Below are 26476 nucleotides of genomic sequence, written 5' to 3'. Positions count from 1 at the left end.
GATGAAAACTCATATTATACCCGCTATAAGGCTAACCTTATTTTGTGCAGTGTTCTTCTGCGGATTTTATACCCTGTGCATCCTTGGTATTGCACAGCTCACCCCTAATCATGGAAAAGGTAAAGTTATTACCGCTAACGGAAAAACATACCATGTGAATGTTGCCCAAAATTTTACTGAAGATAACTATTTCTGGTCCCGCCCCTCGGCTGTAGATTATAATGGTGCGGGCTCGGGAGGAAGCAATAAGGGTCCTTCCAATCCTGATTATCTGGCTGAAGTGCAGGCGCGTATCGATACCTTTATACTAAAGAATCCGGGAATACAAAGAGCGGCTATTCCATCAGAGATGGTAACCGCTTCAGGTAGTGGCCTTGACCCTCACATTTCTGTAGCTGCTGCTAAAATTCAGGTAAAACGGATTGCGAAGGCGCGTAATATCCCGGAAGAAAAAATACGTAACGTTATAACAGAAAATACTGAAAAGCCCTTGTTAGGTATACTTGGTACCGAGAAAATAAACGTATTAAAACTTAACTTAGCCTTAAATAATCTGCAATGACAACCAAACAAAAAATAACGGCCTTTTTATCAGTAATAGGATTAACTGCCTTTGCTCAGGAAGATTCCCTTAAAATCATACCTGTACAGATTAACCCGAACCTTACTATAAGCGGATATGTGGAAACCTATTATGCCTACGATTTTAACGAGCCTGAAAACAATACCCGCCCTTCGTTTTTTTATTCGCACAATCGTCACAACGAAGTAACTCTTAACCTTGGTTTTATAAAAGCCGGATATAATAATGGTTCTGTAAGAGCTAATCTGGCTCTTATGGCAGGTACATATGCCAACACCAACCTTGCGGCTGAAGAAGGTGTACTTAAAAATGTTTATGAGGCTAATGCCGGAGTCAGATTGTCTAAAAAAGCAAACCTATGGGTAGATGCCGGTATATTTGCTTCTCATATTGGTTTTGAAAGTGCAGTAGGGAAAGATTGCTGGACACTCACACGAAGTATGCTTGCCGATAATTCCCCTTATTATGAAAGCGGGGCTAAAATATCTTACACCTCTCCTTCCGGTAAGTGGTTCGTTAGCGGACTTATACTTAACGGATGGCAGCGCATACAAAGGCCGGATGGCAACAAGACTATAGCTTTCGGGCATCAGCTAACCTATAGGCCAAACAATAAAGTAACTTTAAACAGCAGCTCGTTTGTAGGAAATGACAAACCTGATATTGAAAAGCGTATGCGTTACTTTCATAACCTGTACGGGCAGTTTCAGCTTACTGATAAATTTGGTCTGATTGCAGGGTTTGATATTGGTGCCGAACAAAAATATAAAGACAGCGAAAGCTATAATGCATGGTATTCGCCAGTGGTTATTGCACAATACCGTCTGACTAATAAAATGGCAATAGCCTTCCGAGGGGAATATTATTCTGATGAAAATGGTGTTATTATATCAACGGATACAGAAAACGGATTTAAAACTTTTGGATACTCGGCTAACTTTGATTATGCTATTTATGACAATGTCGTCTGGAGGCTTGAAGTCAGGAGCCTTAACAGCAAAGATGATATTTTCCTGAAAGGAAGTGAGGTGGTTACTACTAATACTTTTATTACAACGGCACTTGCAATTTCATTTTAATGACAGAGAAAGATATAAATGCAAAGCGTTTTCTTGACCTGATACAAAAGTCACGAAAAGGAAAGTTTAAGGTCTACATCGGCATGAGTGCCGGTGTAGGCAAAACGTTTCGCATGCTGCAGGAAGCGCATACCCTGCTTCGTAATGGGATAGACGTTAAAATAGGATTTATAGAAACGCATAACCGTGCAGAAACACATGAGCTTTTACAAGGGCTGCCCATTGTGCCAAAACGATCCCTCTATTACAAAGGTAAATGCCTGGAAGAGATGGATGTACAGGCAATTATAAACCTTCGCCCTGAGGTGGTTGTAGTAGATGAACTCGCACATACTAACATTGAAGGTAGTAAAAATGAAAAGCGCTGGCAGGATGTAATGGGTATACTGGATGCCGGAATTAATGTAATCAGTGCAGTCAATATTCAGCATATAGAGAGCCTTAACGATGACATTAAGGAAATAACAGGTATAGAGGTTAAAGAAAGAATTCCCGACAGTGTTCTTAAAGCCGCCGATGAGGTAGTAAATATTGACTTAACCGCCGATGAGCTGATTACCCGCCTCAAAGAAGGGAAAATATACACTGCTGATAAAATTCAGTCGGCCCTTGGCAATTTTTTTAAGCCTCAACATATTTTACAGCTAAGAGAATTAGCCCTTAAAGAAGTAGCCAGCCAGGTAGAGCGTAAAGTAGAAACAGAAGTGACAGGAAGTAATTTAAGACAGGAACGTTTCTTAGCCTGTATAAGCAGTAATCATACTACTGCAAAAACAGTTATCCGAAAAACTGCCCGCCTCGCTAATTACTATCATAGTAAATGGTACGTACTCTATATTGAAACACCAAGAGAAAGAAGTGATAAAATTGCATTGGATAAACAAAGGCACCTTATTAATAATTTCAGGCTGGCTACAGAGCTTGGGGCTGAAATCATAAGAATAAAAAATAGTAAAATTTCTACGTCCATTACAGAGCAGGCTGAGGCCCGTAAAATTACAACCATTTGTATAGGAAAGCCACATATTACCCTATTCAAAGTAATTTTGTCTACCAACATCTTTAAGTCATTATTAAATAAGTTAACTTCGAGTAACATTGATCTTATCATTCTTTCTTAATCCATGAAGATAAAAACAAAATTAACCCTTGCAGTCGGAATACTTTTTTGTTTCATTGCACTGTTATCAGCATTGTCAATAAGGCAGATATATTTACTTTCTCAGGATACCAAGAATATCCTTGAGGCAAATTATATTTCCCTTGATTATACCCGAAACATGCATAAGTTAATGGATAAGCCGGTAATTGCTGATGAGGACATAATTGAATTTGAAAAGCTTCTCGCAAAACAAAACGCAAATATTACCGAAATTGGTGAAAAGGAATTTACCCAAGATTTACAACAGCATTTTGATCAGCTAAAATCACAGCCCGGTAGCGCTATTTTTATTTCCAATATTCGGAAAGATCTAAACGATATTATGAAATTAAACATGGATGCCATACTCCGAAAGAGTGATACAGCCGGCCAAACTGCCGATAATTCCATATTATGGATTTCCATAACCAGTGCCTTTTGTTTTATTATTGGTTTTACCTTACTCATTAACTTACCGGGATATATAGCAAACCCAATTAAAAACCTTACAGATAGTATCAAGCAAATTGCTTCAAAAAATTACTCTCAACGCTTATATTTTAAAGGGCATGACGAGTTTTCATCACTGGCAAGTTCATTTAACACTATGGCAGAAAAACTACAGGAATACAGCGATAGCAACCTTGCAAAGCTAATGATGGAGAAAAAGAGAATCGAAACCCTCATCAACAACCTGTTTGACCCCGTTTTAGGGCTTGACGAAAAAAACAGGATACTTTTTATAAATGAACAGGCTTTAAAAATATCCGGACTTAAAAAAGCGGATGTGATAGGAAAACAGGCAGAGGAAATTGCTGTAACAAATGATCTCATTCGTTCACTTCTCCAAAAAACGGTTATGGATGAAAGTAAAGATAATTCTTTAAAAATTTATGCCGATAGCAAGGAAAGCTACTTTGAAAAACAATTGGTACCAATTAATATTATCCCAACAGGAGAAGAAAAACAAAAAGATATAGGCTCGTTTATCATTCTCAGGAATATCACCCCTTACAAAGAGCTTGATTTTGCAAAAACCAACTTTATAGCTACGGTTTCACATGAGTTTAAAACACCTATAGCCTCCATGAAAATGAGCCTGCAGCTTTTAGATAACAAACATACGGGAAAGCTTAATGAGGAGCAGAAAAACCTGGTGGAAAGTATTAAGGATGATACTGACAGGTTGCTGAGAACTACTGGTGAACTACTTAATATATCGCAGGTTGAAACAGGCAATACCAAGCTTAAAATAGAAGCCATAGATGTAAAGAACATCATTAACGATGCTATTAGTAATAATCAAAAACTGGCGGGACAAAAATCTATTAGTATCAACTTTGAATCTTTAGAAAATTTGCCACTGGTTTCAGCTGATAAAGAAAAGGCAACATGGATAGTTTCCAACCTTATTTCCAATGCTATACGTTACTCTTATGATAATACGACAATTGATATAAAAGCCTTCGAAAGAGATAATAAACTGATAATTTATGTAAAAGACAGTGGTATAGGGATTGATCCGAAATATCTTCCCCGAATTTTTGATAAGTATTTTAGGGTTCCCGGAACTGAGAAAGAAGGTACTGGACTCGGCCTTGCAATAAGTAAAGAATTTATAGAAGCTATGGGAGGCAGAATTGATGTACAAAGTGAATTGGGTGAAGGGAGTACCTTTACTTTAATTTTTGATTATTTACAAAAATAATCCCCGCCCTGTTATATACAATGCTGCTAAAATTATTAAAAATATCAAAATAAAGTTGCTAAATTTAAGCGGGGAAACAGGAAATAATTAATTCGATATTTCAAGTGAGCAGATTGAAAATGATATTCCTACAATAGCAAACAGGCTACCTAAAATTTAGGCAGCCTGTTTAATTATAAGCTTTAGAAAATTTACTGGTTGACCAGGGATTTTTTCTTTTCAAGTATATTTACTTTTTCCTTTTCAATAACTTCTCCCTTAATTTTTAATGCAACTACACCGTCGGGCACATTTGCTGCATTGCTCATAACGGTAATAGTTTTTCTTATCGGGCCGGTATGCATGTTATACTTAACCTCAATAGTACCGGTTTTACCGGGCTGTATAGGATCTGTAGGCTTGCTCGGAACCGTGCAACCGCAGCTTGATTTAACATCAGTAATTATAAGTGGTGCATCGCCGGTATTGGTAAATTCAAATACCCTCAACCCGTTATCGTCGTCTTTGTTAGTAGTGCCATAATCTATGGTATCGGTTTTAAATTCAATTTTTGCGCCTGATTGCGCATTAGCGCCAAGGCTTATGAACATAACCGCTGCTAATAGTAAAAATCTTTTCATGGTATAAATGTTTGTAGTAAAAATAAAGAGTTTAATTTAAAGAACAAATTATAGCTGTCTTTTTTTTAATTGTACTTATATAGTTACTTTTGCATACATTTTTACAAAAATCAGACCAATTTTTTTGGAAATATTTTACAGCAAGATATCTTATGAGCATTCCGGCACAATTTAACGCTAAAGAAGCAGAAAGTAAATGGTACAGCTATTGGACAGAAAATAATTATTTTCATTCAGAGCCAGATAACCGCACGCCTTATACCATAGTAATACCACCACCAAACGTAACCGGGGTGTTGCATATGGGGCACATGCTTAATAATACCCTTCAGGATGTACTTATACGCCGGGCGCGCCTTAAGGGTTTTAATGCCTGCTGGGTACCCGGTACAGACCATGCCAGTATAGCTACTGAGGCCAAGGTTGTGGCTAAGCTTAAGCAGGAAGGCATTAATAAGGCCGATTTAACCCGTGAGGAGTTTTTAAAGCATGCATGGGAGTGGACAGATAAATATGGTGGTACCATACTGGAACAGTTGAAAAAACTGGGGGCTTCCTGCGATTGGGAGCGTACTAAGTTTACAATGGATGAAGATATGAGTGCTTCTGTTATAAAAACTTTTGTAGATCTTTATAATAAAGGCCTTATATATCGTGGTTACCGCATGGTAAACTGGGATCCAGAAGCAAAAACTACTTTAAGCGATGAAGAGGTAATTTATGAAGAACACCAGGGCAAACTATATTATATTAACTACCAGATAAAAGGTAGTGAGGAGAATCTTACCATTGCTACTACACGCCCCGAAACTATATTGGGTGACACCGCAATATGCATTAATCCTAATGATGAACGTTATACACATCTAAAAGGTAAAAAAGCTATTGTGCCTATAGCTAACCGTGTTATACCGATAATTTTTGATGAGTATGTAGATATGGAGTTTGGCACAGGCGCACTTAAAGTAACCCCCGCGCACGATGTTAATGATAAAGAGTTAGGTAATAAGCACAGCCTTGAGATTATTGATATTTTTAATGAAGATGCTACACTAAACAGCTTTGGCCTGCACTATGAAGGTAAAGACCGTTTTGCCGTTCGTGATGAGATAGCCAAAGAGCTTGAAACAAACGGAAGTCTTGTAAAAGTGGAGAACCATGTAAATAAGGTTGGTACTTCTGAAAGGACTAAAGCGGTTATTGAACCAAGGCTGAGCGACCAGTGGTTTCTTAAAATGGAAGAACTGGCAAAGCCTGCTATTAAAGCTGTTTTAGAAAGTGAAGAAGTAAAACTATACCCTAGCCGCTTTAATAATACGTATCGCCACTGGATGGAAAACATACGCGACTGGAATATTTCGCGCCAGTTGTGGTGGGGGCAACAAATACCTGCGTACTATTATGGTGAAGGCAAAGAAGATTTTGTAGTAGCTGAAACTGCTGAAGAAGCCCTGGCTTTAGCTAAAGAAAAAACAGGCAATAACAATCTGACACTTGCCAACCTGAAACAGGATTCGGATGCACTGGATACCTGGTTTAGCTCGTGGTTATGGCCTATGAGTGTTTTTGGTGGTATACTTAACCCCGAAAACGATGAATTTAAATATTATTATCCTACTAATGATCTGGTAACCGGCCCGGATATTCTTTTCTTCTGGGTGGCCCGTATGATTATTGCAGGGTATGAATATACAGGAGAAAAACCATTTACCAACGTATACCTTACCGGACTTGTGCGTGATAAGCAACGCAGAAAAATGAGTAAGTCTTTAGGCAACTCTCCTGACCCGCTAGACCTTATTGAAAAATTTGGCGCTGATGGTGTTAGGGTAGGCCTGTTACTTAGCGGTTCGGCCGGTAATGATATTTTATTTGATGAAGAGCTGTGTAATCAGGGTAGGTCATTCAGCAACAAGATATGGAATGCATTCCGCCTTATAAAAGGCTGGGAGGTAGCCGATGCACCTCAGCCGGATTATGCCCAAAAGGCTATTGCATGGTATGAAGCTAAATTGAACAAAACCCTGGCAGAGATAGAAGATCATTTTGAAAAATACCGTATAAGTGATGCGCTTATGGCTATTTATAAACTGGTTTGGGATGATTTCTGCTCGTGGTTCCTGGAGATGATAAAACCGGGTTACCAACAGCCTATAGACCGTGCTACATTTGAAAAGACTATAGAATTGCTGGAAAGCAACCTAAAGTTGCTGCACCCATTTATGCCATTTCTTACCGAAGAAATATGGCAACACATAAAGCAGCGTACTAATGATGAAGCGCTGATTATTGCCAAATGGCCGGAACAAAAACAATATGATGAAAACCTGTTGGCTGATTTTGAACTTGCAGCAGATGTTATTGCCGGAATACGTACCATACGGAAAGAAAAAAATATTCCGTTTAAAGACACTATTGACTTAAAAGTTGTAAATAGTGAAATTGTGTCTGCTTATTTTGACAGTATCATTATCAAACTCGGCAACGTTGTATCAGTTGAATATGTAACTGAAAATGTAAGCGGGGCATTAACCTTCCGTGTAAAAAGCAATGAGTATTTTATACCTGTAAGCGGCAGTGTTAATGTTGAAGAGGAAATAGCAAAATTAGAAGAAGAACTTACTTATAACCGTGGTTTCCTTAAATCGGTACAGGCCAAGCTAAGCAATGAGAAGTTTGTTAGCGGTGCCCCTGAGAAAGTAGTGGCTATTGAACGCCAGAAAGAAGCAGATGCTTTGGCCAAAATTGCCACACTAGAGCAGAGCCTTGCGGCTTTAAAATAATTTAAGACTTCTATATTCTATTTACAATAAAAGGCTGCAATTATGCAGCCTTTTATTATTCATTTTACTGGTTGAGTTAGTAATATACTATGTCCCTTTTAATAACAAATTTTGGAGTTTCACCAATAAAAATAGTCTTTTTTACCCAATTGCCCTTATCATCATACTCAAAAGTATATTTACGGTTTTCAATACTTGCGCCTTCACCGTTTAATGCTTTTGCAGAAGTCATGTTTTTTTCTTTATCATACTCATAAAACACATCGGCCTCTTTTTTACCGTTCTTTTCTACGCTCCATTTTGCTTTATTTCCGGCATCATCGTAAACATACGTATCGGTTAGCGTAGAATTATCAAATGAATCATAAATGGTTTGTGTTAGTACATTCCCCTTATTGTCATAGGTAAACTCCTGGCTGTACTGAATTGTACCATCTGGCGCAGTAGCTTTCTTTTCAATAACATTATCACCATCATACTTATAGCTCATATTATATACCAGGCTATCTTTGCTGTATTGAGATTCTACTATTTTTTTATTAGCCTCATCATATTTATACACCGTCTTAACCTGAACATATTCGCTGTTAAGGTATTGCTCTTCCTTAACAAGGTTGCCCTGGTTATCATAAGTATACTTTATTTTATCAGTAGGGTTATTTTGGCGGTTAAATGTGTTTTTCTCAGTCATCCTTCCGCTTTCATATTTCATTTCAATACGGCTGATAAGTTTTTGATCTATACTGCTGCGTTTGATAATCTCAATATTATTGCCTCCCTGCAAATCCCAGATATATTCAGTTTCCATCGCAGGTTTACCGTTCATAAACTGCACTTCAATTTTCTTTTTCAGCCTTCCTTCTTTATATTCTGTTTTACCAAAAGGCTGGCCCATTTTTGTCCATGACTCATCATTAACCAACATACCATTTTGGTCAAACATAAGCTTAATATCGTGCGAAGAAGGATTTTCGTGCCCTGGGCCGGTTTCATTTCCGTTAGCATCTAAAGCAAAAGATTTTTCGCTTACACTTTTCACATTACCCTTTAATCCATAAAAAACAAGATCAGCATCCCCCTTAACTTCAGCAGGCATTTCTTGTTTTGGTTCATTTTCCTCTTTTTTGCAGGATGTTAGCAGGAGCATTGCAATAAAAGCAGTACAGAAAAATTTCATAGTTACATTTTTATATTCCAAAAGTCATGTTTTTTTTCAAAACAGGCAATAGCTGTAAATCTTATTAATTTAATCAATAACCTCTGCAAATAATCCCTGTTCTGTTTTTTCTATCTTAACTACTTTGTTTTGCGTTAACCCCTTAATTCCTTTATCCCATTTTTTACCGCTTAACCCCGATGCTGATTTTAAATCATTTAAATCCATACGGTGTTCTTTTTTCAGAATCTCTAAAATTAGTTTTTCATCTTCTGTAAGCTCAGGGCCTTTTTTTTCAGGCCTCATTTGTGGAAAAAACAATACCTCCTGTATGCTTTGGTTGTTGGTTAAAAACATAATAAGCCTGTCCATACCAATACCAAGGCCCGATGTTGGCGGCATACCATATTCTAAAGAGCGCAGAAAATCAAAATCTATAAACTGGGCAGCTTCCACATCGCCTCGTTCACTAAGTTTCAACTGTGCTTCAAAGCGTTCGCGCTGGTCAATAGGATCATTAAGTTCGCTATAGGCATTAGCGATTTCCTTACCGCAAACCATAAGCTCAAAACGCTCGGTAAGTTCCGGGTTATCGCGGTGCTTTTTACAAAGCGGACTCATTTCTATAGGGTAATCGGTAATAAATGTAGGCTGAATAAAATTGCCTTCACATTTTTCACCAAATATTTCATCTATAAGTTTTCCTTTGCCCATAGTTTCATCAACAGGTATCCCCATACTTTTGGCCGCTTCAAAAAGCTCAGCTTCAGTTTTTCCGGTAATGTCAAAACCTGTAAATTGTTTAATGGCGTCCGTCATGGTTATACGTGCATAGGGCGCTTTAAAATCAACTTTATGTTCACCAAAAGTAGCCTCGGTAGTGCCATTAACGGCAGTAGCACAATACTCCAGCAGATTCTCGGTAAACTCCATCATCCAGTTGTAGTCTTTATAGGCTACATATATTTCCATTGCTGTAAATTCAGGGTTGTGGGTACGGTCCATCCCCTCATTACGAAAGTTTTTACTAAACTCATATACCCCATCAAAACCGCCAACAATAAGACGTTTAAGGTATAATTCGTTTGCAATACGCATATATAAGGGAACATCCAGCGCATTATGGTGTGTAACAAAAGGCCTTGCACTGGCACCACCTGCTATTGGCTGTAATATTGGGGTTTCTACCTCAAAATAACCTTTATCGTTAAAAAAGCTGCGCATGGCATTAAACAGCTTTGTCCTTTTAGCAAAAACCTCTTTTACCTGTGGGTTTACAACAAGGTCTACATAGCGCATACGGTAACGCAGTTCCGGATCAGTAAATCCATCAAAAACGTTGCCGTCTGCATCGGTTTTTGGCATTGGTAAGGGGCGCAGGGTTTTGCTTAAAAGTGTAAAATCAGTTACCCAAACAGACTTCTCCCCTACTTTGGTGGTAAATAATTTTCCTTCTATACCAATAAAATCACCTAAGTCCAGTAACTTTTTAAAAACCTCATTATATTTTGTTTTATCCTCTCCAGGACAAATTTCGTCACGGTTAATATAAATCTGTATACGGCCTTCACTATCCTGTAGTTCTGCAAATGAGGCTTTACCCTGTATACGGAAACTCATTACACGGCCGGCCATAACTACCTGCTTACCTTCAGCAAAATTATCTTTTACCTGCCTGGTGGTGGTATCTACTGGAAAAAGATTGGCGGGATACGGATTAATGCCGAGATTCCTCAGTGCATCTAATTTTTCCCTTCTGATAATTTCTTGTTCTGAAAGCTGCATATGGTTTTATGATTAAATATCGTTTTTAAGCTTGCAAAGATAATGAATGTTAGATAATAAGCAATTTAGCCTTTAAGTAGTTTATAACGGTATAATTTTAAATACTGTTGTAACAATATTTACAACTTTCTTACTAATTGGTATAACCAAAATGCAATTAGACAAATGACATCACACGAAATAGATTACGAGATTTTTGGCGAAGAAATGCAATATGTAGAAATTGAGCTTGACCCGCAAGAGGCTGTAGTAGCCGAAGCCGGCAGCTTTATGATGATGGATACAGGTATACAAATGCAAACCATTTTTGGCGATGGCAGTAACCAAAGCGAAGGCTTTATGGGAAAATTATTCAGCGCGGGAAAAAGGCTGCTAACAGGTGAAAGCCTGTTATGACTGTATTTTTAAATCAGTGGAACGGAAAACGGAAAGTTAGTTTTGCCTCGCCCTACCCCGGTAAAATTGTGCCTATAGACCTTACCACTTTTAACGGAAAATTTATTTGCCAGAAAGATGCCTTTTTGTGCGCCGCCAAAGGAGTATCAGTAGGTATTGAGTTTTCACGTAAACTGGGCAGGGGCCTTTTTGGCGGTGAAGGCTTTATTATGCAAAAACTGGAAGGCGATGGCCTTGCTTTTGTTCATGCTGGGGGCACCCTTGCCAAAAAAGAACTTACACCGGGTGAAGTAATTAAAGTAGACACCGGTTGTATTGTTGGGTTCTCTGCTACAGTTGATTATGATATAGAATTTATTGGTGGTATTAAAAATACCGTTTTTGGTGGCGAAGGTTTGTTTTATGCAACATTGCGAGGACCCGGGGTAGTATATATACAATCGTTACCTTTTAGCAGGCTGGCAGGCCGTATATATGCTTCTGCACCGCAAGGTGGTGGTAGCCAAAGAGGTGAGGGCAGTATTTTGGGCGGTTTAGGCAACCTGCTTGATGGTGATAACCGCTTTTAACCACAAATGAATTACCCTAAAATAAAAAAACCACCTGCTTCCGCAGGTGGTTTTCACTTTCAATAACTCCACAAAAAATCAAATTACTTTAAATTGAAATATAGGTGATGAAGAACTATTACCGGCATCATCTACCGTTATTACTTTCCAGTAATACGTATTACCGGCAGTAACAGAAACATTTTGTAATGACTGGACTGATACAGTATTAAGAAGCGTTTGTGGGTTACTGTCAGTACCCAGGTAAACCCTGTATTCATCTATATCATTATCTACATCTCCCCCACTCCATTTAAGGGTTATGGTAGGGCCGTATATAGTTTCACTCATTTGTGGTGATACAACCTCAGCCGGAAACGGAGCATAATTAGTTACCGCATCACCCGCAACATAAAATTTCCAGGTTTCACTGGCTTTAGATCCCCCGGCAGTTTTAACCGAACTTACATACCATGAGTAAGGTGTACCTTTTTCTAAGGTAGCTGTATAGTTTGTAGCAACACCCGCACTATACTGAAGCGTACTTTGCGTTTCAAGGTTTTTTATATAAACAAAATACTTTTCGGTATCCGGCGCTGCATTCCATTTAAGGTCTACATCCACTTCTGTAGTGCTAACATCTGTCCCTACGGTACATTCGGCATTGTTTTCAGGAAATAGAAGCACTGCTGCTTCGCCAGTACCTGTTGATCCACCGTTTCCATCGTCATCTTTGCTGCACCCAAGAGCAAAAACAGTTACAGCTATAGCTATCAATATCTTTTTCATTCTTTTATTATTTTTGAATTAAACACTGATGAACCACAAACAACTTTTACAATATATACACCCTGTGCAATAGATGATGTGTTTATACCCACCACCCTGTCTTGCGGGCTATACTCCTGTGCTAATATTCTTTTGCCTTGTATTGTAAATATTTCTACATATACTTTGGCGCCATCAGCTTCTGGCACTGCTGCAAATAACATATCACTGTTTACCGGATTAGGGTATAGCAAAATAGTATTATCCATAACAATGCTTTTTCTATATGTGCCCTGGCACTCTTTAGCTGTTTTAACCTCCAGGTTATTGGTACCTGGTTTTAACGGAAGTACAATAGTGTTTTGTGTAGTAGTGTAAGTAGCATTGTTAAGTGTTATAAAATACTCATCAGCTCCATAAAGGTCTACTTCTACCTCATATTCATCATTACGCACCCTGCTCAATACGGCAAGATCCTGTGGCTCCGTTATTGTCATGTCAAAGCACTGTTGGTAACCCGACTCTTCCGGAAGGGTAATACATAATTGGTAGCTACCCGCCTGTAAATTGCCAAAAGTTGTGTTTGCAGTAAAATCAGAACTCTGGTTATACCCTTCGGCTGTAAGGGTAGCTGTATAGTTATGGTTGGCTACTGCATTAATTACTACCGACCCATTATTAGAAGTACGGCAGGTTTCATTAGTTACTGCAATGCTAAAATTATTGCCCGGAAGCGTAAATATAGTACAGCCATTAAAGTCTACCACATCACCCGCAGGTGTATCAGGACACTGGTCAAGATCGTTGCTAACACCGTCATTATCATCATCCGGTGCCATAAGTGAGAACTTAACCCAATTGAGGTTAAAGCCGGGTGCTGTAATTAAAATTCTCAGGTAATAGCGCCCTTGTGGTAATTCTGCCTGTGCAGCGGTAGTAACCCACGTTTGCCATCCTCCAGTTGGAGGAAAGCTCACAGTTTGTATATCCTGCACAACATCATTATTTATTAATTGAAGGGTAACCTGGCCTGTCTGGCTCTGGCCAGATGTCCTATATTCAATTTTATAATTACCCGCTTCATTAATATTAACAAGGTAATCCAGATAATCGCCTGCATCAGTATAACCAATATTCTGCCCACCACCACTATCGGTAGTGTCTTCAAGCGCCAGGCCGTTATTAACGTAAAAGCTTTCTGCCTGTATTAAGCCTGAAATAGTCTGTATATTCCCTACCCGGTTTGCAACAGGCATATCAGTAAATACTGCCTGCACCGTTGCATCAGTTGCTATAAGGTTACTTCCTGCATAAGACATGGTAATAACATCTCCTTGGCTTACAGGTGTTGCAGGGCTAATGATGAACTTGTTACCAGTATCAGACATTACAATATCATCTATCCCTACCGGGTTACCGTTAAGTTTTAAAGTCAGGTTACTGGCATCAAAATCTATACCCGCCGCAAGGCTTTTATTAAAAGTAACTGTAATTTCATCTCCTAAAACGTTAGTTCCGGCATCAATTACACTTAAAGCAATACTTTCTGGTGCAACAGGATTTTTAAATTGAAGATAGCTAAGGTTAAAGCCTCCTGTTTCAAAATAAACTTTGATTTTATTTTCTCCCTGCTTAACAATTACATCGTTAAGTGTTATAGTAGACCATGTTGTGTAGCTACCGGTAGAGGGCAGTGATATAGTTTGCGATATCCTGCCTGTAGCGTCTTCTATATGCAGTTTACCATTAGTACCTGCATAGCGGATATCAATATCATAAGCCATAGCCTCATCAGAAGGGATGGTAAACAAAAGCCATTCGTTAGGTGCTATAAAGCTTACAATATAGCCGTTAGAACCAGCATCGTTGGTTGTCTGGATATCTACGCCATCATTACGCATAGACCAGCCCTGATTCCATGCTGTATATTCTCCCCCGCCCGAATGGTACGTGGCCACATCATTATCTTTATATGCATAATTATTTGTACCAAGGTCAAATTCTGTAGCATAAATTTTACCCGGAAGCTCATTATTTGTATAGGCTTTTGTTTCAAAAGTTTGCACCTGTCGGAACATGGCATCAATAACATTGCGGTTTACGGTAACATTTTGCATTTTATAGCTTTCTGCCATCTGCATTAATGCTGCTGTAGCAAAAGACTCTGTGGGTTGTGTTCCACCGTTATTCCAGTAATCCAGCAATTGCTGATATTCCGGTGTTTTCTGCACCGTTGTTACACCTGCAATACTACCTATTTTTTTCATAGGCCAAAATGCCCAGCCAATATTTAGAGATTCAACCAGTGAAATAGCATCTCTGAACCAAACATTAGAATTTTCACCACTTTCACCAAGCCAGAGAGGAACGTTATGTTGTGCCCTTATATCCAACAATCCCTGAATTGATCCCTGATCATTCTGGTTCCAGTATTTGTGAAAGCTCACGGTCATGTTATCATCCCAAAGCGGAAAAATACCATTGTAGTTATTACCCCAGCAATTACCCTCTATAATAATCATGTGATTATTATCTACTTCTCTAATAGACTCTGTAATATCTATCATAAGATTCCTGAGGGGTCCATTAGAATTTTCATCACAGCCGTTTTGGTTACTTCCTGTAAATGCCCAGTTGGGTTCATTTATAAGATCATATGCACCAATCCAGGGGCTGTCTTTATAGCGTACGGCCAGTTCATGCCATAATGCTACCATCTTCTGGCGATTTGCGGCGCTCTCCCATAACGATGGCTTAGAAGGGTCGTAATCTGAAATATTAGCATCTTTACCCTGCCCGCCAGGTGCGGCGTGCATATCAAGAATAAGATACATTTCATTTGCGGCACACCATTGTAATAACTGGTCGGTACGCTCAAAACCTTCGTCAAGCCAGGTATTTTGCCCGGCAACAGGTTCCTGTTCTATAGGAAGTGTGTACAGGTTATAGTGCATCGGTAAGCGTACACTATTAAAACCCCATGCTTTAAGAGAGTCTATATCTCTTTTAGTAATACCATTATCGCGGTAAGCCTGATAAAAAGCTTCCGTGTTCTCTGCTCCAATAAGTCCTTTTATTTTTGCGCGGATTTCGTGCTGCGAGCCGGCAAAGCCGTCTGTTTGCAGCATATATCCTTCCTGAACCATCCAGCCACCAAGGCCAAGGCCACGTAACAGTACATTATTTCCGTTTCCGTCAACAATATTCTGTCCGTCCTGGTGCAGGAATCCCTGTGCAAAAACGTTATAAGAAGTAACCATGAGCATAATTACAAATAGTAATTTTTTCATGAATTTATGTTTTTATGTTTGTTAATATACTAATGTTTGTATAGCATGAGGTGGTATTTCTACAACCGTCTGCTGATCTCCTACAATAAGATTATAGGTAACTTTTCCGTCAGTAGCATTCATTACCACTGTTGCCATTTTTCCATCCTTATTAAGGAAAGATGTACTAAGCAGGTTACTCCTGCTAACTGCAGTACTTACCCTTTTAGCTTCAGGCTGCACAAATTTTGAAATGTGTCCTATGTAATAGTACGATGGCGTATAGATTAATTCGCCTGTTGAACTGTCGGCATGTATGGGCGAAAAACAAAAGTTGCCTACATGGTTTGGTCCGCCATGTTCATCCAGAAGAATATTCCAGTCTGTCCAGGCTACAAGGCCATTATTAAAATCGTTAATCATATTTTCACCATAACGCTCTCCGTTAGGCCAGTATTGGTATTTAGCAGCATCAAATTTTTCGTTACAGCCTTCTGAAAACACTAACTTTTTATCGGGATAAGCTTCAGAAACTTTTTCAACGTTGGTAAACATTTCTTCTCCACCGGCCCAGGTTTCATACCAGTGAAAACCCAAACCCCATGCATACTTTGAGGCTTCAGGGTCAGAAAAAATAACATTCGCCCTTTGATTCATCAAATCCCTGTTATGATCCCAAACAATAATTTTTTTATCTCCAAGCTCTTTTTTAATAGTTGGCCCCAGGTAGTTTTTAAGAAAATCACGCTCATCTTCTGCTGTATAAATACATGACTCCCATATTTGGGTTGCCATAGGCTCATTCTGAACAGTAAGCCCCCATACCGGGATGCCTTCCTTTTCATAAGCTTTGATAAATTTTACGTAATAATCGGCCCAGGTTTGATAATATTCCGGAAGCAATTTTCCTCCATTCAGCATATCTTTATTAGATTTCATAAAAGCCGGTGGGCTCCATGGGCTTACATATAGCATAACATCTGTACCAATAGTGTTTAATGCCTGCTTAATAAGAGGAATCCTATATTTTTTATCGTGGTCTATATTAAATGATTTCAGGCTTTTATCACCTTCTTTAATATAAGTATAGCTGCCACTGCTAAAATCACAACTGTGTATGTGGGTTCGTATTAACGAATATCCAATACCATTACCTTTGCTGTAGTAGGCATTTAAAAATTCTTTTTGTTTAGCGGGAGACAAGCCTGCAAAAACCTCGGCGCTGGCATCAGTAATTGCGCCTCCAATTCCCATTATGGTTTGGAAGGTTTTATCCGGTTCCACAAAAACCGAAATCTCAGTTTCAAGCGGTTGTTTAGCATCAGAATAACTTAATGTATTTGTTTCAGAAATACGCAGGTTTGAGTCCTGCGCTGTAGTATATATAGTTACCTTTTTGCCCTTAGCCGTAAAGTTATTTTGCTGTGCTGTAGTTACAAAAGTAACGCTAAGCAACACAGAAAGTGTAATAAGTTTTTTCTTCATAATAATTAAAATTGAAGCAATAAATAAGAGTAACGCCTCAAAAAAACAGGAAAAAAAATAGCCTGTTTTCTTTACGATCACAGGCTATTCATAGCTAACCCAAAATTTATTTATAGAACTTTTTTAAGATTGACGTCTGAAATGGTAATGTTATTTACACCGTTAGCAGCGCCACTTCCTGTTTTAATTACTAAGTAATATGTACCTGCCGAAGGAATAGTAACTGGGTTACCAGTACCTACACACTGTATTTCAGCTAATTGTCCGTCAAAAGCATTATTATTAGCACAGTTAGCTTCCCATGTGCTTAGCCCTAGAACTGTCTTCTCATCTTGACTGTAATCAGAACCATCTACAGGTACTTCTGCATCAAGGTACACTCTAAACCAACTTAGGCTTGAACCATCTCCGCTTATATGCATATCAATCATATATTCGCCTTCTTCTAATTCAAATGCCTGATATATACCTGCTCCAGGATATGAATCACTGCCTCCGTTTGCTGTGGCACTATTTTCATTAATTGTCCAGTTAACATCTGTATTGGCACCGGTATGAAATATTGTCCAATCTGAAGCAGTTTCAAAATTAGGACTTTGTACAAGATTAGGCCCAAATTCAGGAAGAGGTAGGTCTACCACAATTGTTTTTTCAGATACGGCTATATTACCGCCCACATATCCGGCAACAGTATGCTTAATTTTGTAAGTACCTCCTTCATTAAAAGTAAAGGTAGCTGTTGTACCACGCTGCCCACCAGTATTGGCATACTCCCCATTAGCATTTGAAGCAATCCACATATGGTAGTGGATGTTATCATCATTAGAACTTGCTGTAGCTGTAACAGTTTGTCCTTGTTCTGTAGGTTCTGTACTAGTAGTAGTAAAAGCCGCATCAAGTTCAGGACCTGTTGTAGGATTACCACCAGACACTTCATCAGGGCTACAGGCTACTGCAAACCCTAAAGCAACAAATGCTGCAATGAATATACTATTTTTAATTTTCATGATTTATTTCTTAGATTAATTATAGTTTGGATTTTGCACAAGTTGAGTGTTTTCAAGCTCACGAAGTGGAATTGGCCAAATTTCATTCTTGCCAGCTGTAAAACCACGCGATGCTAAAACACTGGCCGCCCTACCGGTACGAACCAAATCCTGCCAACGGTGTCCTTCACCTGCAAGCTCAAGCCTGCGCTCATGCCATATTGCCTCTAATGAAACCGGTACAGAAGGTAAACCTACCCTGGCACGAACAGCATCAAGCAATGCCTGTGCACGGGCGCCTGAGCCACCAAGAGCTTCGGCTTCCATAAGGTACGTATCTGCCAAACGTATTACATACATATTTTGTCTGTAGTTAAGCACTACGGCACCACCACCATCAGTAATTTCATCATGCGTAGGCATGAATTTTTTAAGAAAATACCCCGTATCCTGATAACCAGGACTATAAAGAGCATCACCAGAAGCTACAAGAGCATTTAAATCCGCAATAGTAGCATCAAAACGGGGGTCTCCCTGCAGTTCATTAGCAAGATCTTCTGTAACAGGGTTAAAACTCCATCCTGCTTCATAGGCAGGTGCATCTCCGTCAGGAGTTACACTATAACCACGTGGGCCAACCATTACGTTAAGTGAGTTACCTTCATCAGATCCACTACCCCAGTTACCCCAGTCAGCATTACTTTCTTTGGTATGTGCAGCTTCAAAAATAGATTCAGTATTATACTTATTGTCTATTTTCCAAAGATCTGCAAAATTGTCAAGAAGCTTATAGCCATACTGGCTTGTACTACCAGGAGTACCATTAACTTCTGCAAACATAGAAGCAGCCTGGCTGTTTTTACCTTCAAATAAATATACTTTACCTAATATTGCCTGCGCAGCGCCTTTAGTAAGACGGCCTGCTTCTGTAGATAAATCTACTGTGGGCGGTAATGAAGGTATCGCTTCGCTAAGGTCTTTTTCTATCTGCTCATATACAATAGCAGGATCTACCTGTGTAAGGTTATAAAATTCACTAGTTGGTATAGGTTCTGTATAAAATACTATATTACGGAACTGTGTAACCAACTCAAAATAATAAAATCCTCTAAGCGCTTTTGCTTCTGCAGCAAACCTGGCTTTGTCAGCTTCATCCATATCAATATCAGGAAGCTCTTGTAAAAGCTTATTGGCCCTAAAGATACCCTGATAGAAATCGCTCCAGAAACTTCCTGGTAAGGTAGATGAATTTATACTGTAATTAGAGAAAGACTGTATCCCGGCACCGTCAGAAGCATTACCACCACCTGCATAAAAATCATCAGATCCAGCATTAAGCATGGCTGTCATATTTTCAAAACCGCCGGCCTGTTTTTTCATAATATCATACACGGCAACCAAAGCATGGTAAGCGTCATCGCCATCCTGATAAAAATTATTTTCAAACACCTGGCCCGAAGGCTTAGTATCAAGAAAGTCTTTGCTGCAAGAAAGTAATGTTATACCGCCTGCAAAAACCAATACCCATTTTAAATTTTTAATTTTCATTTTCATAATTTTTTAGAATTGAATTGTACATCCTAACATATATGACCTTGCTTGTGGATAATATCCACGGTCAATTCCCGAAACATCTCCCCCAATTTCTGGGTCATAACCTGTATACTTGGTAAATGTTACAAGGTTTTCACCGGATACATAAATCCTGAATTTGCTCAAACCTGCTTTACTTATTATACTATCAGGTAATGAATATCCTAATTGCATCAATTTTATCCTGAAATAGTCACCATCCTGAAGATAGAAGTTTGAAGGCCTGCTAAAGTTGCCATTAGGGTCTGTAGTAGCAAGTCTTGGGTAAGTATTAGAAGTACCCTCACCATTCCAGCGGTTTAAGGCATTGGTTTGCCAGTTGGCATAAAGCATATCCAGCCTTCTTACACCCTGAAATATCTGGTTACCCGATACACCCTGACCAAATACCATAAAGTCTATACCTTTATATTTAAGGTTTAATGTCATACCATAAGTAAAATCAGGTAGTGGCTTACCAATATACTTTCTGTCAGCTTGTGTTATCTCTCCATCACCATTAAGATCTTTAAAGCGGAAGTCTCCAGGAACAGGAGTAACACCTGTAGGAACAGCAGCGTTAGCTATTTCTTCTTCATTTTGGAAAATACCATCAGTTACAAATCCATAGAAACTATTGATTGACTGACCAACTTCGCTCCTTGTAAGCGGGTAAGCTGAAGATTGTATTGACGGGCCTGAATTATAATCACGATCCTGGCCTATACTGGTAACTTCATTTTTAAGTGTTGAAAGGTTACCGTTTAAGCTAATGTCAAAATCGCCTACTCTTTTATTGTAGCCAAGTTCAAAATCAAAACCTGTATTTTTCATCTCACCAACATTACCAAAAGGGCTGTTAGCTGCACCAACGTAGCCTGGCAATATTACAGTTTGTAAAATACCTGTAGTTTTTTTGCTATAATAATCTACTGAAAGAGAGAAATCTTTAAATACTGTTGCTTCAAAGCCTATATCAGACTGTGTAGTTTCCTCCCACTTTAAGTCAGGGTTAGATGGACGTGTAGGTGCATTACCAATTGTAACAGCGCCATTATTACCTACAGTATAATTATAACCACCACCTATAAGCGATGCATAGGCAAATTGACCTAAACCTCTGTCATTACCGGTAACACCCCAGCCATATTTAATTTTAAGGTAGTTTAATACATCATTTTGTTGCCAGAAATCTTCTTTAGTTGGCACCCAGCCTACAGAGAAAGAAGGGAAATTACCATATTTATTGTTTGAACCAAACCTTGAAGAACCATCTCGACGGATAATACCTGTAAAGAGATACTTTTCTTTATAATCATACGTTAAACGTGCAAATAATGAAGAAAGCGTAGTTACGGTATTAGTAAATGAATAACCTATAATATCATCAGAAACTGTTGGCCAGTTAAATGATGCATCATTAGCATTATTAACCGGCTGGTTATAATAGGTAACACCAACACCATTACCACCACCATCTTGATAAGCACCCTGACCTAACAATATAGTAAAGTTATGATTATCAATCAATTTAGTATATGTCAGGAAATTTTCAAAATTCCATTGTAAGCTGGTATTTTTAGACCTGAACAAACTATTACGTGAATTGTTACTGTTAGGGCTTAAGTATGAAATAGGATTGAAACTTTCATCACCATAATAAGCCAGTTTACCTGAAAGTTGTGACCTGAAAGTTAAACCTTTTAATGGGCTTATTTCAGCATAAGCGCTGGCATTAAAGTTATCTGCCCAGCTATGGTTGTTCTGCCTTATTTTAGCATATGCCAGTGGGTTAGTCATTTCCTGCTGCACTGCATCAGAAATACCATAGTAGTTACCATCTCCATCCCTAACGGCATAATCAGTAGCCGTGTAAAGATTAGGGTTTCTTGTAGTTGTAATATCTGAAACTACTGCAGGTGTAGTTGGATCAAGGTTAATAGCAGAAGCCAAAGGTCCACCATATTCACTATTAGTATTACCAATCCCAATATTTTTTTCATGGCTGTAATAGGCTTGCTCACCTACTTTTAACCAACTCGTAACTTTATGGTCTGAGTTAATCCTTATGTTATTACGCATATACCTTGAAATCTCCGGCATTACAATACCTTCCTGATCTATTGTTCCGAAAGACATGTAAAATGTAGATTTCTCACTACCACCACTTACACTAAAGTCGTGCTGGGTACGCGCCGCATTGTCACTAAAAACAATATCCTGCCAATCAGTACCCCTACCTAGAGTAGCAGCATTTGGATAAGGCAATACAGGGTTATTACCCGTATAACCGTTAAGATATTGCTCATTACGTAACGAAGCATATTGCTGTGCGTTTAATAAGTCAAGCTTGCGGGTGGTTTCAGAAAAACCAACATAACCATTATAATTAAACGTAAGCTTTCCGGCTTTACCCTTTTTTGTAGTAACAATGATTACACCACTTGCAGCCCTTGTACCGTAGATAGCAGCAGAAGCAGCATCTTTAAGCACTTCAATAGACTCAATATCAGCTTGGTTTAAATTACCAAAAGCAGAACCATCTACCATTAATCCATCAACAATTACAAGTGGATTACTTGAGCCGCCATCAAACGAAGTAACACCACGTACACGGATAGTAGCACCGGAGCCCGGCTGACCAGAGTTGGTCATAATCTGAACACCAGAAACACGGCCCTGAAGGGTTTGTTCTACCCTGGTTAATGGCAAATCTTCAATCTGTTCAGCCTTTACACTTGAAATAGCGCCGGTTACCACGCTTTTCTTCTGTGTACCATAACCTACCACAACTACTTCATCAAGAGTTTCAGCAGCTGGCGCTAAGGTTACATTAATAGTTGTTTTGTTGTTTACGGCTATTTCCTGCGTTGCATAGCCTATAAAACTAAATACTAAAGTTGCATCAGGATTTACCTGGATTGCATAATTACCATCGATATCAGTAGCGGCACTTCCAGTACCCCCTTTTACATTAATCGATGCGCCCGGAACAGGCAAACCGCTTTCATCTGTTACATTACCACTAACAGTAATATCCTGTGCCCATCCGGCGAGGGAAAAGAACATACAAATGAAGTAGAAAAATTGTAGTTTTAATAATTTCATACTTGTTAAAATTTGGGTGGGTTATTTGTTAATCACATGCAATATTATATGTTTTTTTTGTATATTCACAATAGATTCACTTTACAAAAACACATCATTTTAAAAAATATATATTACAAAAACCCATCATATTTATTACAAATACATGATAATCAACATTTTATTTAAAAAATAAATATTCATCATTATGTTAAGAAATGGAAAATTACCCCTACAAAATGTGTTTTTTTAATTACAACGTTGTAGTTATTTCAGACACAAATACTTAATTTTGTCAAAAAACGTTATATATATTCATATTTATATTTGAACTCAACTTTTATAATACATCAATCCAAATATTAGAGTATAGAATTTTTTTAGAACTTAAATGACTACTAACAAGCAATAATGATTTTTCTAACATTGGTAAGAAATTATAATTTTAAAATAAACTCAACAATTAGATTTCGTTTTTTATTTATATCATGTTTTTTTACCTGTGTAACTTTTTCACAGGTGAAAAATATAGGGCTGCCTAAAATTTTAAACTATAAAAAATCTGATTATAAGGGCGGGTCTCAAAATTGGGATATCGAACAGAGTAAAAAAGGAAATTTATATTTTGCTAACACCTCTGGCCTGATAGAATATAATGGTACATCTTGGAATAAATATATTTTACCAGGCTATACTGTGCGTGCAATTAAAATTTCTAAATCTGGCAGGATATATGCCGGGGGGTACAATGAACTTGGGTATTTTGAACCTGATGAAAAGGGAAAATTAGTTTATCATACCCTGCTTAAGCTGGCAAACCCTAACACAAAAAAAACAGTTGATTTTGTCTGGAAAATACATATTCTTAATGATGAAGTTTTTTTTCAGACGTTTTCCCGCACCTATATATATAAAGATAATAAAATAAGAGTGCTTGAAGCGCCAAACCGTTTTCAATTTTCTTTTGTCGTAAATAATAAGCTTTATTTCCAAGATATATCAAAAGGTTTAGTTGAGTATCGTAACGGAAAGTTGCTACCGCTGAAAGGAACAGAACAATTAAATGACACCGAAATCTGGGGATTACTACCTTTTAAAGGTAACCTACTCATTATTACCCTCGATAAGGGTTTATTTATTTACCGTAATAATAAGCTTGAATCATGGGATTGCGAAGCAAATGCATTTATACTAAAAAACAATTCACTTGGGGGCAGGATATTTAACAATGAATATATAGTACTAAACTCTGTTTTAGATGGTATTGTTATTTGCAACAACGAAGGTAAAATTGTACAACACATCAATAACAAAAAAGGACTACAAAACAATACAGCCCTAAGTTCCTTTATTGATAATACCGGAAATTTATGGCTGGGGCTAGATAATGGTATCAGCTATATAAATGAAAACTCTCCCTTTACATACCTTGGGTCGAGTTTTGACCTTAGTTCTGTATATGCTTCAGCAAAATATGATAACAAACTTTATGTAGCCACCAATCAAGGAGTTTTCAGCCATGTATGGGAAGGGTCGTTTAAAGAAGAATCTTTCAACTTTATTAAAGGCACTACCGGACAGGCGTGGAATGTAAATGTTATAGATGATATATTATTTTGTCCTCATAACAGAGGATTATTTATAATAAATAAAAATGGCAGCCTCACGATTGTAGATGATAAAAAAGGATATTTTGGCCTAAAAAAATTAAAGGGAACTAATTATTTTATAGCATCAAATTATCATGGATTTTCAATTATTGAAAAATCAGCAAAAGGATATAAATTCAGGAATCAGGTTACCGGTTTTAATCTTGCAGATAATAAATATGACACAGATGGTAAAAATGTATGGATAAAAAAAAATGGGGTAATATATAAGTTGACATTTAGTGATGATTATAAAAAATTCTCTAAGATAACAACTTATAATTCCATAGATAAAGAAATTGAAGGCATCACCAGTTTACAAAAAATAAGAAATACTATTTATTTTCAGACAGACAACCGCTTTTTTACTTATAATGCCTCCAAAGATACTTTTGTAGAAGATTTAAATATGAGTGCTTTATTTAAAGACCTACCTAAGATACGCTATTGTGTGGAAGACAATAAAGGTAACATTTGCTATTTTTACGGGGATTCTTCAATGGGCATGTTAATGAAAGAAGATGGCGGATATAATAACGTTATTGCCCCTTTTACAGCCCTCACCGGAAACCTGGTGTATTTTTATGAGTCAGTAAACACCATAGACAGCCGCAACATTTTTATTGGGCTTACCGAGGGGCTTGCACATTATGATCCTGAATTTAAAAGCTTACCTGCCTCATCACCTAAAGCATACATCCGTAACTTCATTTTTAATCAGGATACGCTTTTTAAAGCAAACATGCCTGCTTTAAAAAACACCAAGATTCCATATAGGGCAAACAATGTAAAATTTACATTTTCATCTCCTATATATGATAACCCTGAAAATACCGCTTTTTCATATAAGCTCAAAGGGTTTGATGAGCAATGGAGCCATCGTACAAATGTACCTGTAAAAGAGTATACCAATTTGCAGGAAGGTGATTATACCATGATGGTAAAAGTGATAAACAGCTACGGCACAGAGTCTGAACCGGCTACAGCAGCATTTACCATAACCCCGCCTTTTTACAGGCATTATATAGCTTATATAAGCTATATAGTAATTACCGTTTTTTCTGTATTTTATATACGTAGGACCATGAAGCAAAAAATAAGAAAAAAGCATTACTACCAAACCCTGGAGCAACGCAGGTTATACCTTGAAAAAGAATCAAAGATAAAACAGGAACAATATGAGCTTGAAAAGGAAATTGAACGCCTTAAAAACGAGCAACTCCGAGTTAAAATACTTACTAAAGATAAAGAGCTGGTAAACAATTCTCTACAGGTTGCCAAAAAAAATAAAATGCTTAATGGCATTATTAAAAGGCTTAAGGAAATTGATACTGAACAAATGGACGATAAGCTTAAACTACAGTTTAACAAGCTGCAAAAAACCATACAAAAAGAACTTAATACCGATAAAAGCTGGAACAATTTAGAAAAACATATAAAAAATGTACATTTTGATTTTTTAAAAAGACTTAAGGAAAAACACCCTACTATAACCCCCCGCGAAATGGATCTGGCTACCTATTTACTTATGAATATGTCTACTAAAGAAATTGCAGAAATCATGAATATATCTGACGGTGGTGTTGAGCTTGCACGTTACCGGTTAAGAAAAAAATTAAATCTCCCAAGAAAAGAAAACCTTACCGGCTTCTTAATGAGCATTTAGCAGAAATGGTATAGCTAAAAACAGTATTTAATAAATATTTTAGCGCTATAGCCCTTGCAATTATAAATATTGTTGTATATTTGCACCAGAAACAGCGCGGGATAGAGCAGTAGGTAGCTCGTCGGGCTCATAACCCGAAGGTCACTGGTTCGAGTCCAGTTCCCGCTACTAAATAAAAAAGCTTCACAGAAATGT

General features: G+C 37.9%; 15 protein-coding genes, 1 tRNA gene and 1 pseudogene. 8 read left to right on the top strand and 9 right to left on the bottom strand.

Going from position 1 to position 26476, the window contains the following annotated elements:
- Window position 1 precedes the first annotated feature (1 nt).
- The 4 genes from ABS766_RS11860 (at window position 2) to ABS766_RS11845 (ending at window position 4511) form a co-directional block, all read left to right on the top strand.
- The gene (locus ABS766_RS11860; protein WP_408085385.1) at window positions 2-562 is read left to right on the top strand and encodes a K(+)-transporting ATPase subunit C; all 561 of its coding nucleotides are present in this window, start codon (window positions 2-4) and stop codon (window positions 560-562) included.
- A complete protein-coding gene (locus ABS766_RS11855; RefSeq protein WP_408085384.1) occupies window positions 559-1662 on the top strand; it encodes a porin in 1104 nt (367 codons plus the stop codon). Before ABS766_RS11860 ends, ABS766_RS11855 begins: the two co-directional genes overlap by 4 nt.
- Window positions 1662-2783, top strand: a complete 1122-nt coding sequence (locus ABS766_RS11850) for a sensor protein KdpD (RefSeq protein ID WP_408085383.1) — start codon at window positions 1662-1664, stop codon at window positions 2781-2783. The genes ABS766_RS11855 and ABS766_RS11850 overlap by 1 nt, the downstream gene beginning before the upstream one ends.
- A gap of 159 nt (window positions 2784-2942) precedes the next feature.
- A complete protein-coding gene (locus tag ABS766_RS11845; protein ID WP_408085382.1) occupies window positions 2943-4511 on the top strand; it encodes an ATP-binding protein in 1569 nt (522 codons plus the stop codon).
- Window positions 4512-4702: 191 nt separating this feature from the next.
- Here the strand turns inward: ABS766_RS11845 and ABS766_RS11840 are convergent, their stop codons facing one another.
- On the bottom strand, window positions 4703-5131 hold the full coding sequence (locus ABS766_RS11840) for a DUF1573 domain-containing protein (RefSeq protein ID WP_408085381.1): 429 nt from the start codon (window positions 5129-5131) through the stop codon (window positions 4703-4705).
- A gap of 152 nt (window positions 5132-5283) precedes the next feature.
- Here ABS766_RS11840 and ABS766_RS11835 point away from each other — a divergent pair, with 152 nt between their 5' ends.
- Window positions 5284-7914 (top strand): valine--tRNA ligase, encoded by a 2631-nt coding sequence (locus ABS766_RS11835; RefSeq protein WP_408085380.1) that lies wholly within the window; start codon window positions 5284-5286, stop codon window positions 7912-7914.
- Between the two features lie 76 nt (window positions 7915-7990).
- Here the strand turns inward: ABS766_RS11835 and ABS766_RS11830 are convergent, their stop codons facing one another.
- Together ABS766_RS11830 and lysS are read right to left on the bottom strand one after the other, a co-directional pair.
- Entirely contained in the window at window positions 7991-9091 is a 1101-nt protein-coding gene (locus ABS766_RS11830; protein WP_408085379.1) for an RHS repeat domain-containing protein, read from the bottom strand.
- A 69-nt stretch (window positions 9092-9160) separates the two neighbouring features.
- Window positions 9161-10855 carry a lysine--tRNA ligase gene (lysS, locus tag ABS766_RS11825; protein WP_408085378.1) on the bottom strand — a complete coding sequence of 565 codons (1695 nt, stop codon included), beginning with the start codon at window positions 10853-10855 and terminating at the stop codon, window positions 9161-9163.
- 165 nt (window positions 10856-11020) lie between these two features.
- On the opposite strand from lysS, the pseudogene ABS766_RS11820 reads away from it, so the two are divergent.
- A pseudogene (locus tag ABS766_RS11820) lies at window positions 11021-11820 on the top strand (TIGR00266 family protein).
- 78 nt (window positions 11821-11898) lie between these two features.
- Here ABS766_RS11820 and ABS766_RS11815 read toward each other — a convergent pair.
- The 6 genes from ABS766_RS11815 to ABS766_RS11790 form a co-directional block, all read right to left on the bottom strand.
- Window positions 11899-12588, bottom strand: coding sequence for a fibronectin type III domain-containing protein (locus tag ABS766_RS11815; protein WP_408085376.1), 690 nt, complete (start codon window positions 12586-12588; stop codon window positions 11899-11901).
- Complete coding sequence (locus ABS766_RS11810) at window positions 12585-15857, bottom strand: carbohydrate-binding protein (protein WP_408085375.1); 3273 nt, start codon at window positions 15855-15857, stop codon at window positions 12585-12587. Before ABS766_RS11810 ends, ABS766_RS11815 begins: the two co-directional genes overlap by 4 nt.
- Before the next feature lie 21 nt (window positions 15858-15878).
- Window positions 15879-17321, bottom strand: a complete 1443-nt coding sequence (locus tag ABS766_RS11805; protein WP_408085374.1) for a glycoside hydrolase family 30 protein — start codon at window positions 17319-17321, stop codon at window positions 15879-15881.
- Between the two features lie 110 nt (window positions 17322-17431).
- Entirely contained in the window at window positions 17432-18328 is an 897-nt protein-coding gene (locus ABS766_RS11800; protein ID WP_408085373.1) for a hypothetical protein, read from the bottom strand.
- A gap of 15 nt (window positions 18329-18343) precedes the next feature.
- Complete coding sequence (locus ABS766_RS11795) at window positions 18344-19855, bottom strand: RagB/SusD family nutrient uptake outer membrane protein (RefSeq protein WP_408085372.1); 1512 nt, start codon at window positions 19853-19855, stop codon at window positions 18344-18346.
- Between the two features lie 12 nt (window positions 19856-19867).
- Window positions 19868-22948 (bottom strand): SusC/RagA family TonB-linked outer membrane protein, encoded by a 3081-nt coding sequence (locus ABS766_RS11790; RefSeq protein ID WP_408085371.1) that lies wholly within the window; start codon window positions 22946-22948, stop codon window positions 19868-19870.
- Between the two features lie 537 nt (window positions 22949-23485).
- Between ABS766_RS11790 and ABS766_RS11785 the strand changes: the two genes are divergently transcribed.
- The gene (locus ABS766_RS11785; RefSeq protein ID WP_408085370.1) at window positions 23486-26281 is read left to right on the top strand and encodes a helix-turn-helix and ligand-binding sensor domain-containing protein; all 2796 of its coding nucleotides are present in this window, start codon (window positions 23486-23488) and stop codon (window positions 26279-26281) included.
- A 95-nt stretch (window positions 26282-26376) separates the two neighbouring features.
- Window positions 26377-26449: transfer RNA gene (locus ABS766_RS11780), tRNA-Met, on the top strand.
- Window positions 26450-26476: the final 27 nt, after the last annotated feature.

Source organism: Flavobacterium rhizosphaerae (assembly GCF_046000445.1).
Taxonomy (GTDB): domain Bacteria; phylum Bacteroidota; class Bacteroidia; order Flavobacteriales; family Flavobacteriaceae; genus Flavobacterium; species Flavobacterium rhizosphaerae.
This window is presented reverse-complemented; position numbering and strand designations above follow the sequence as displayed.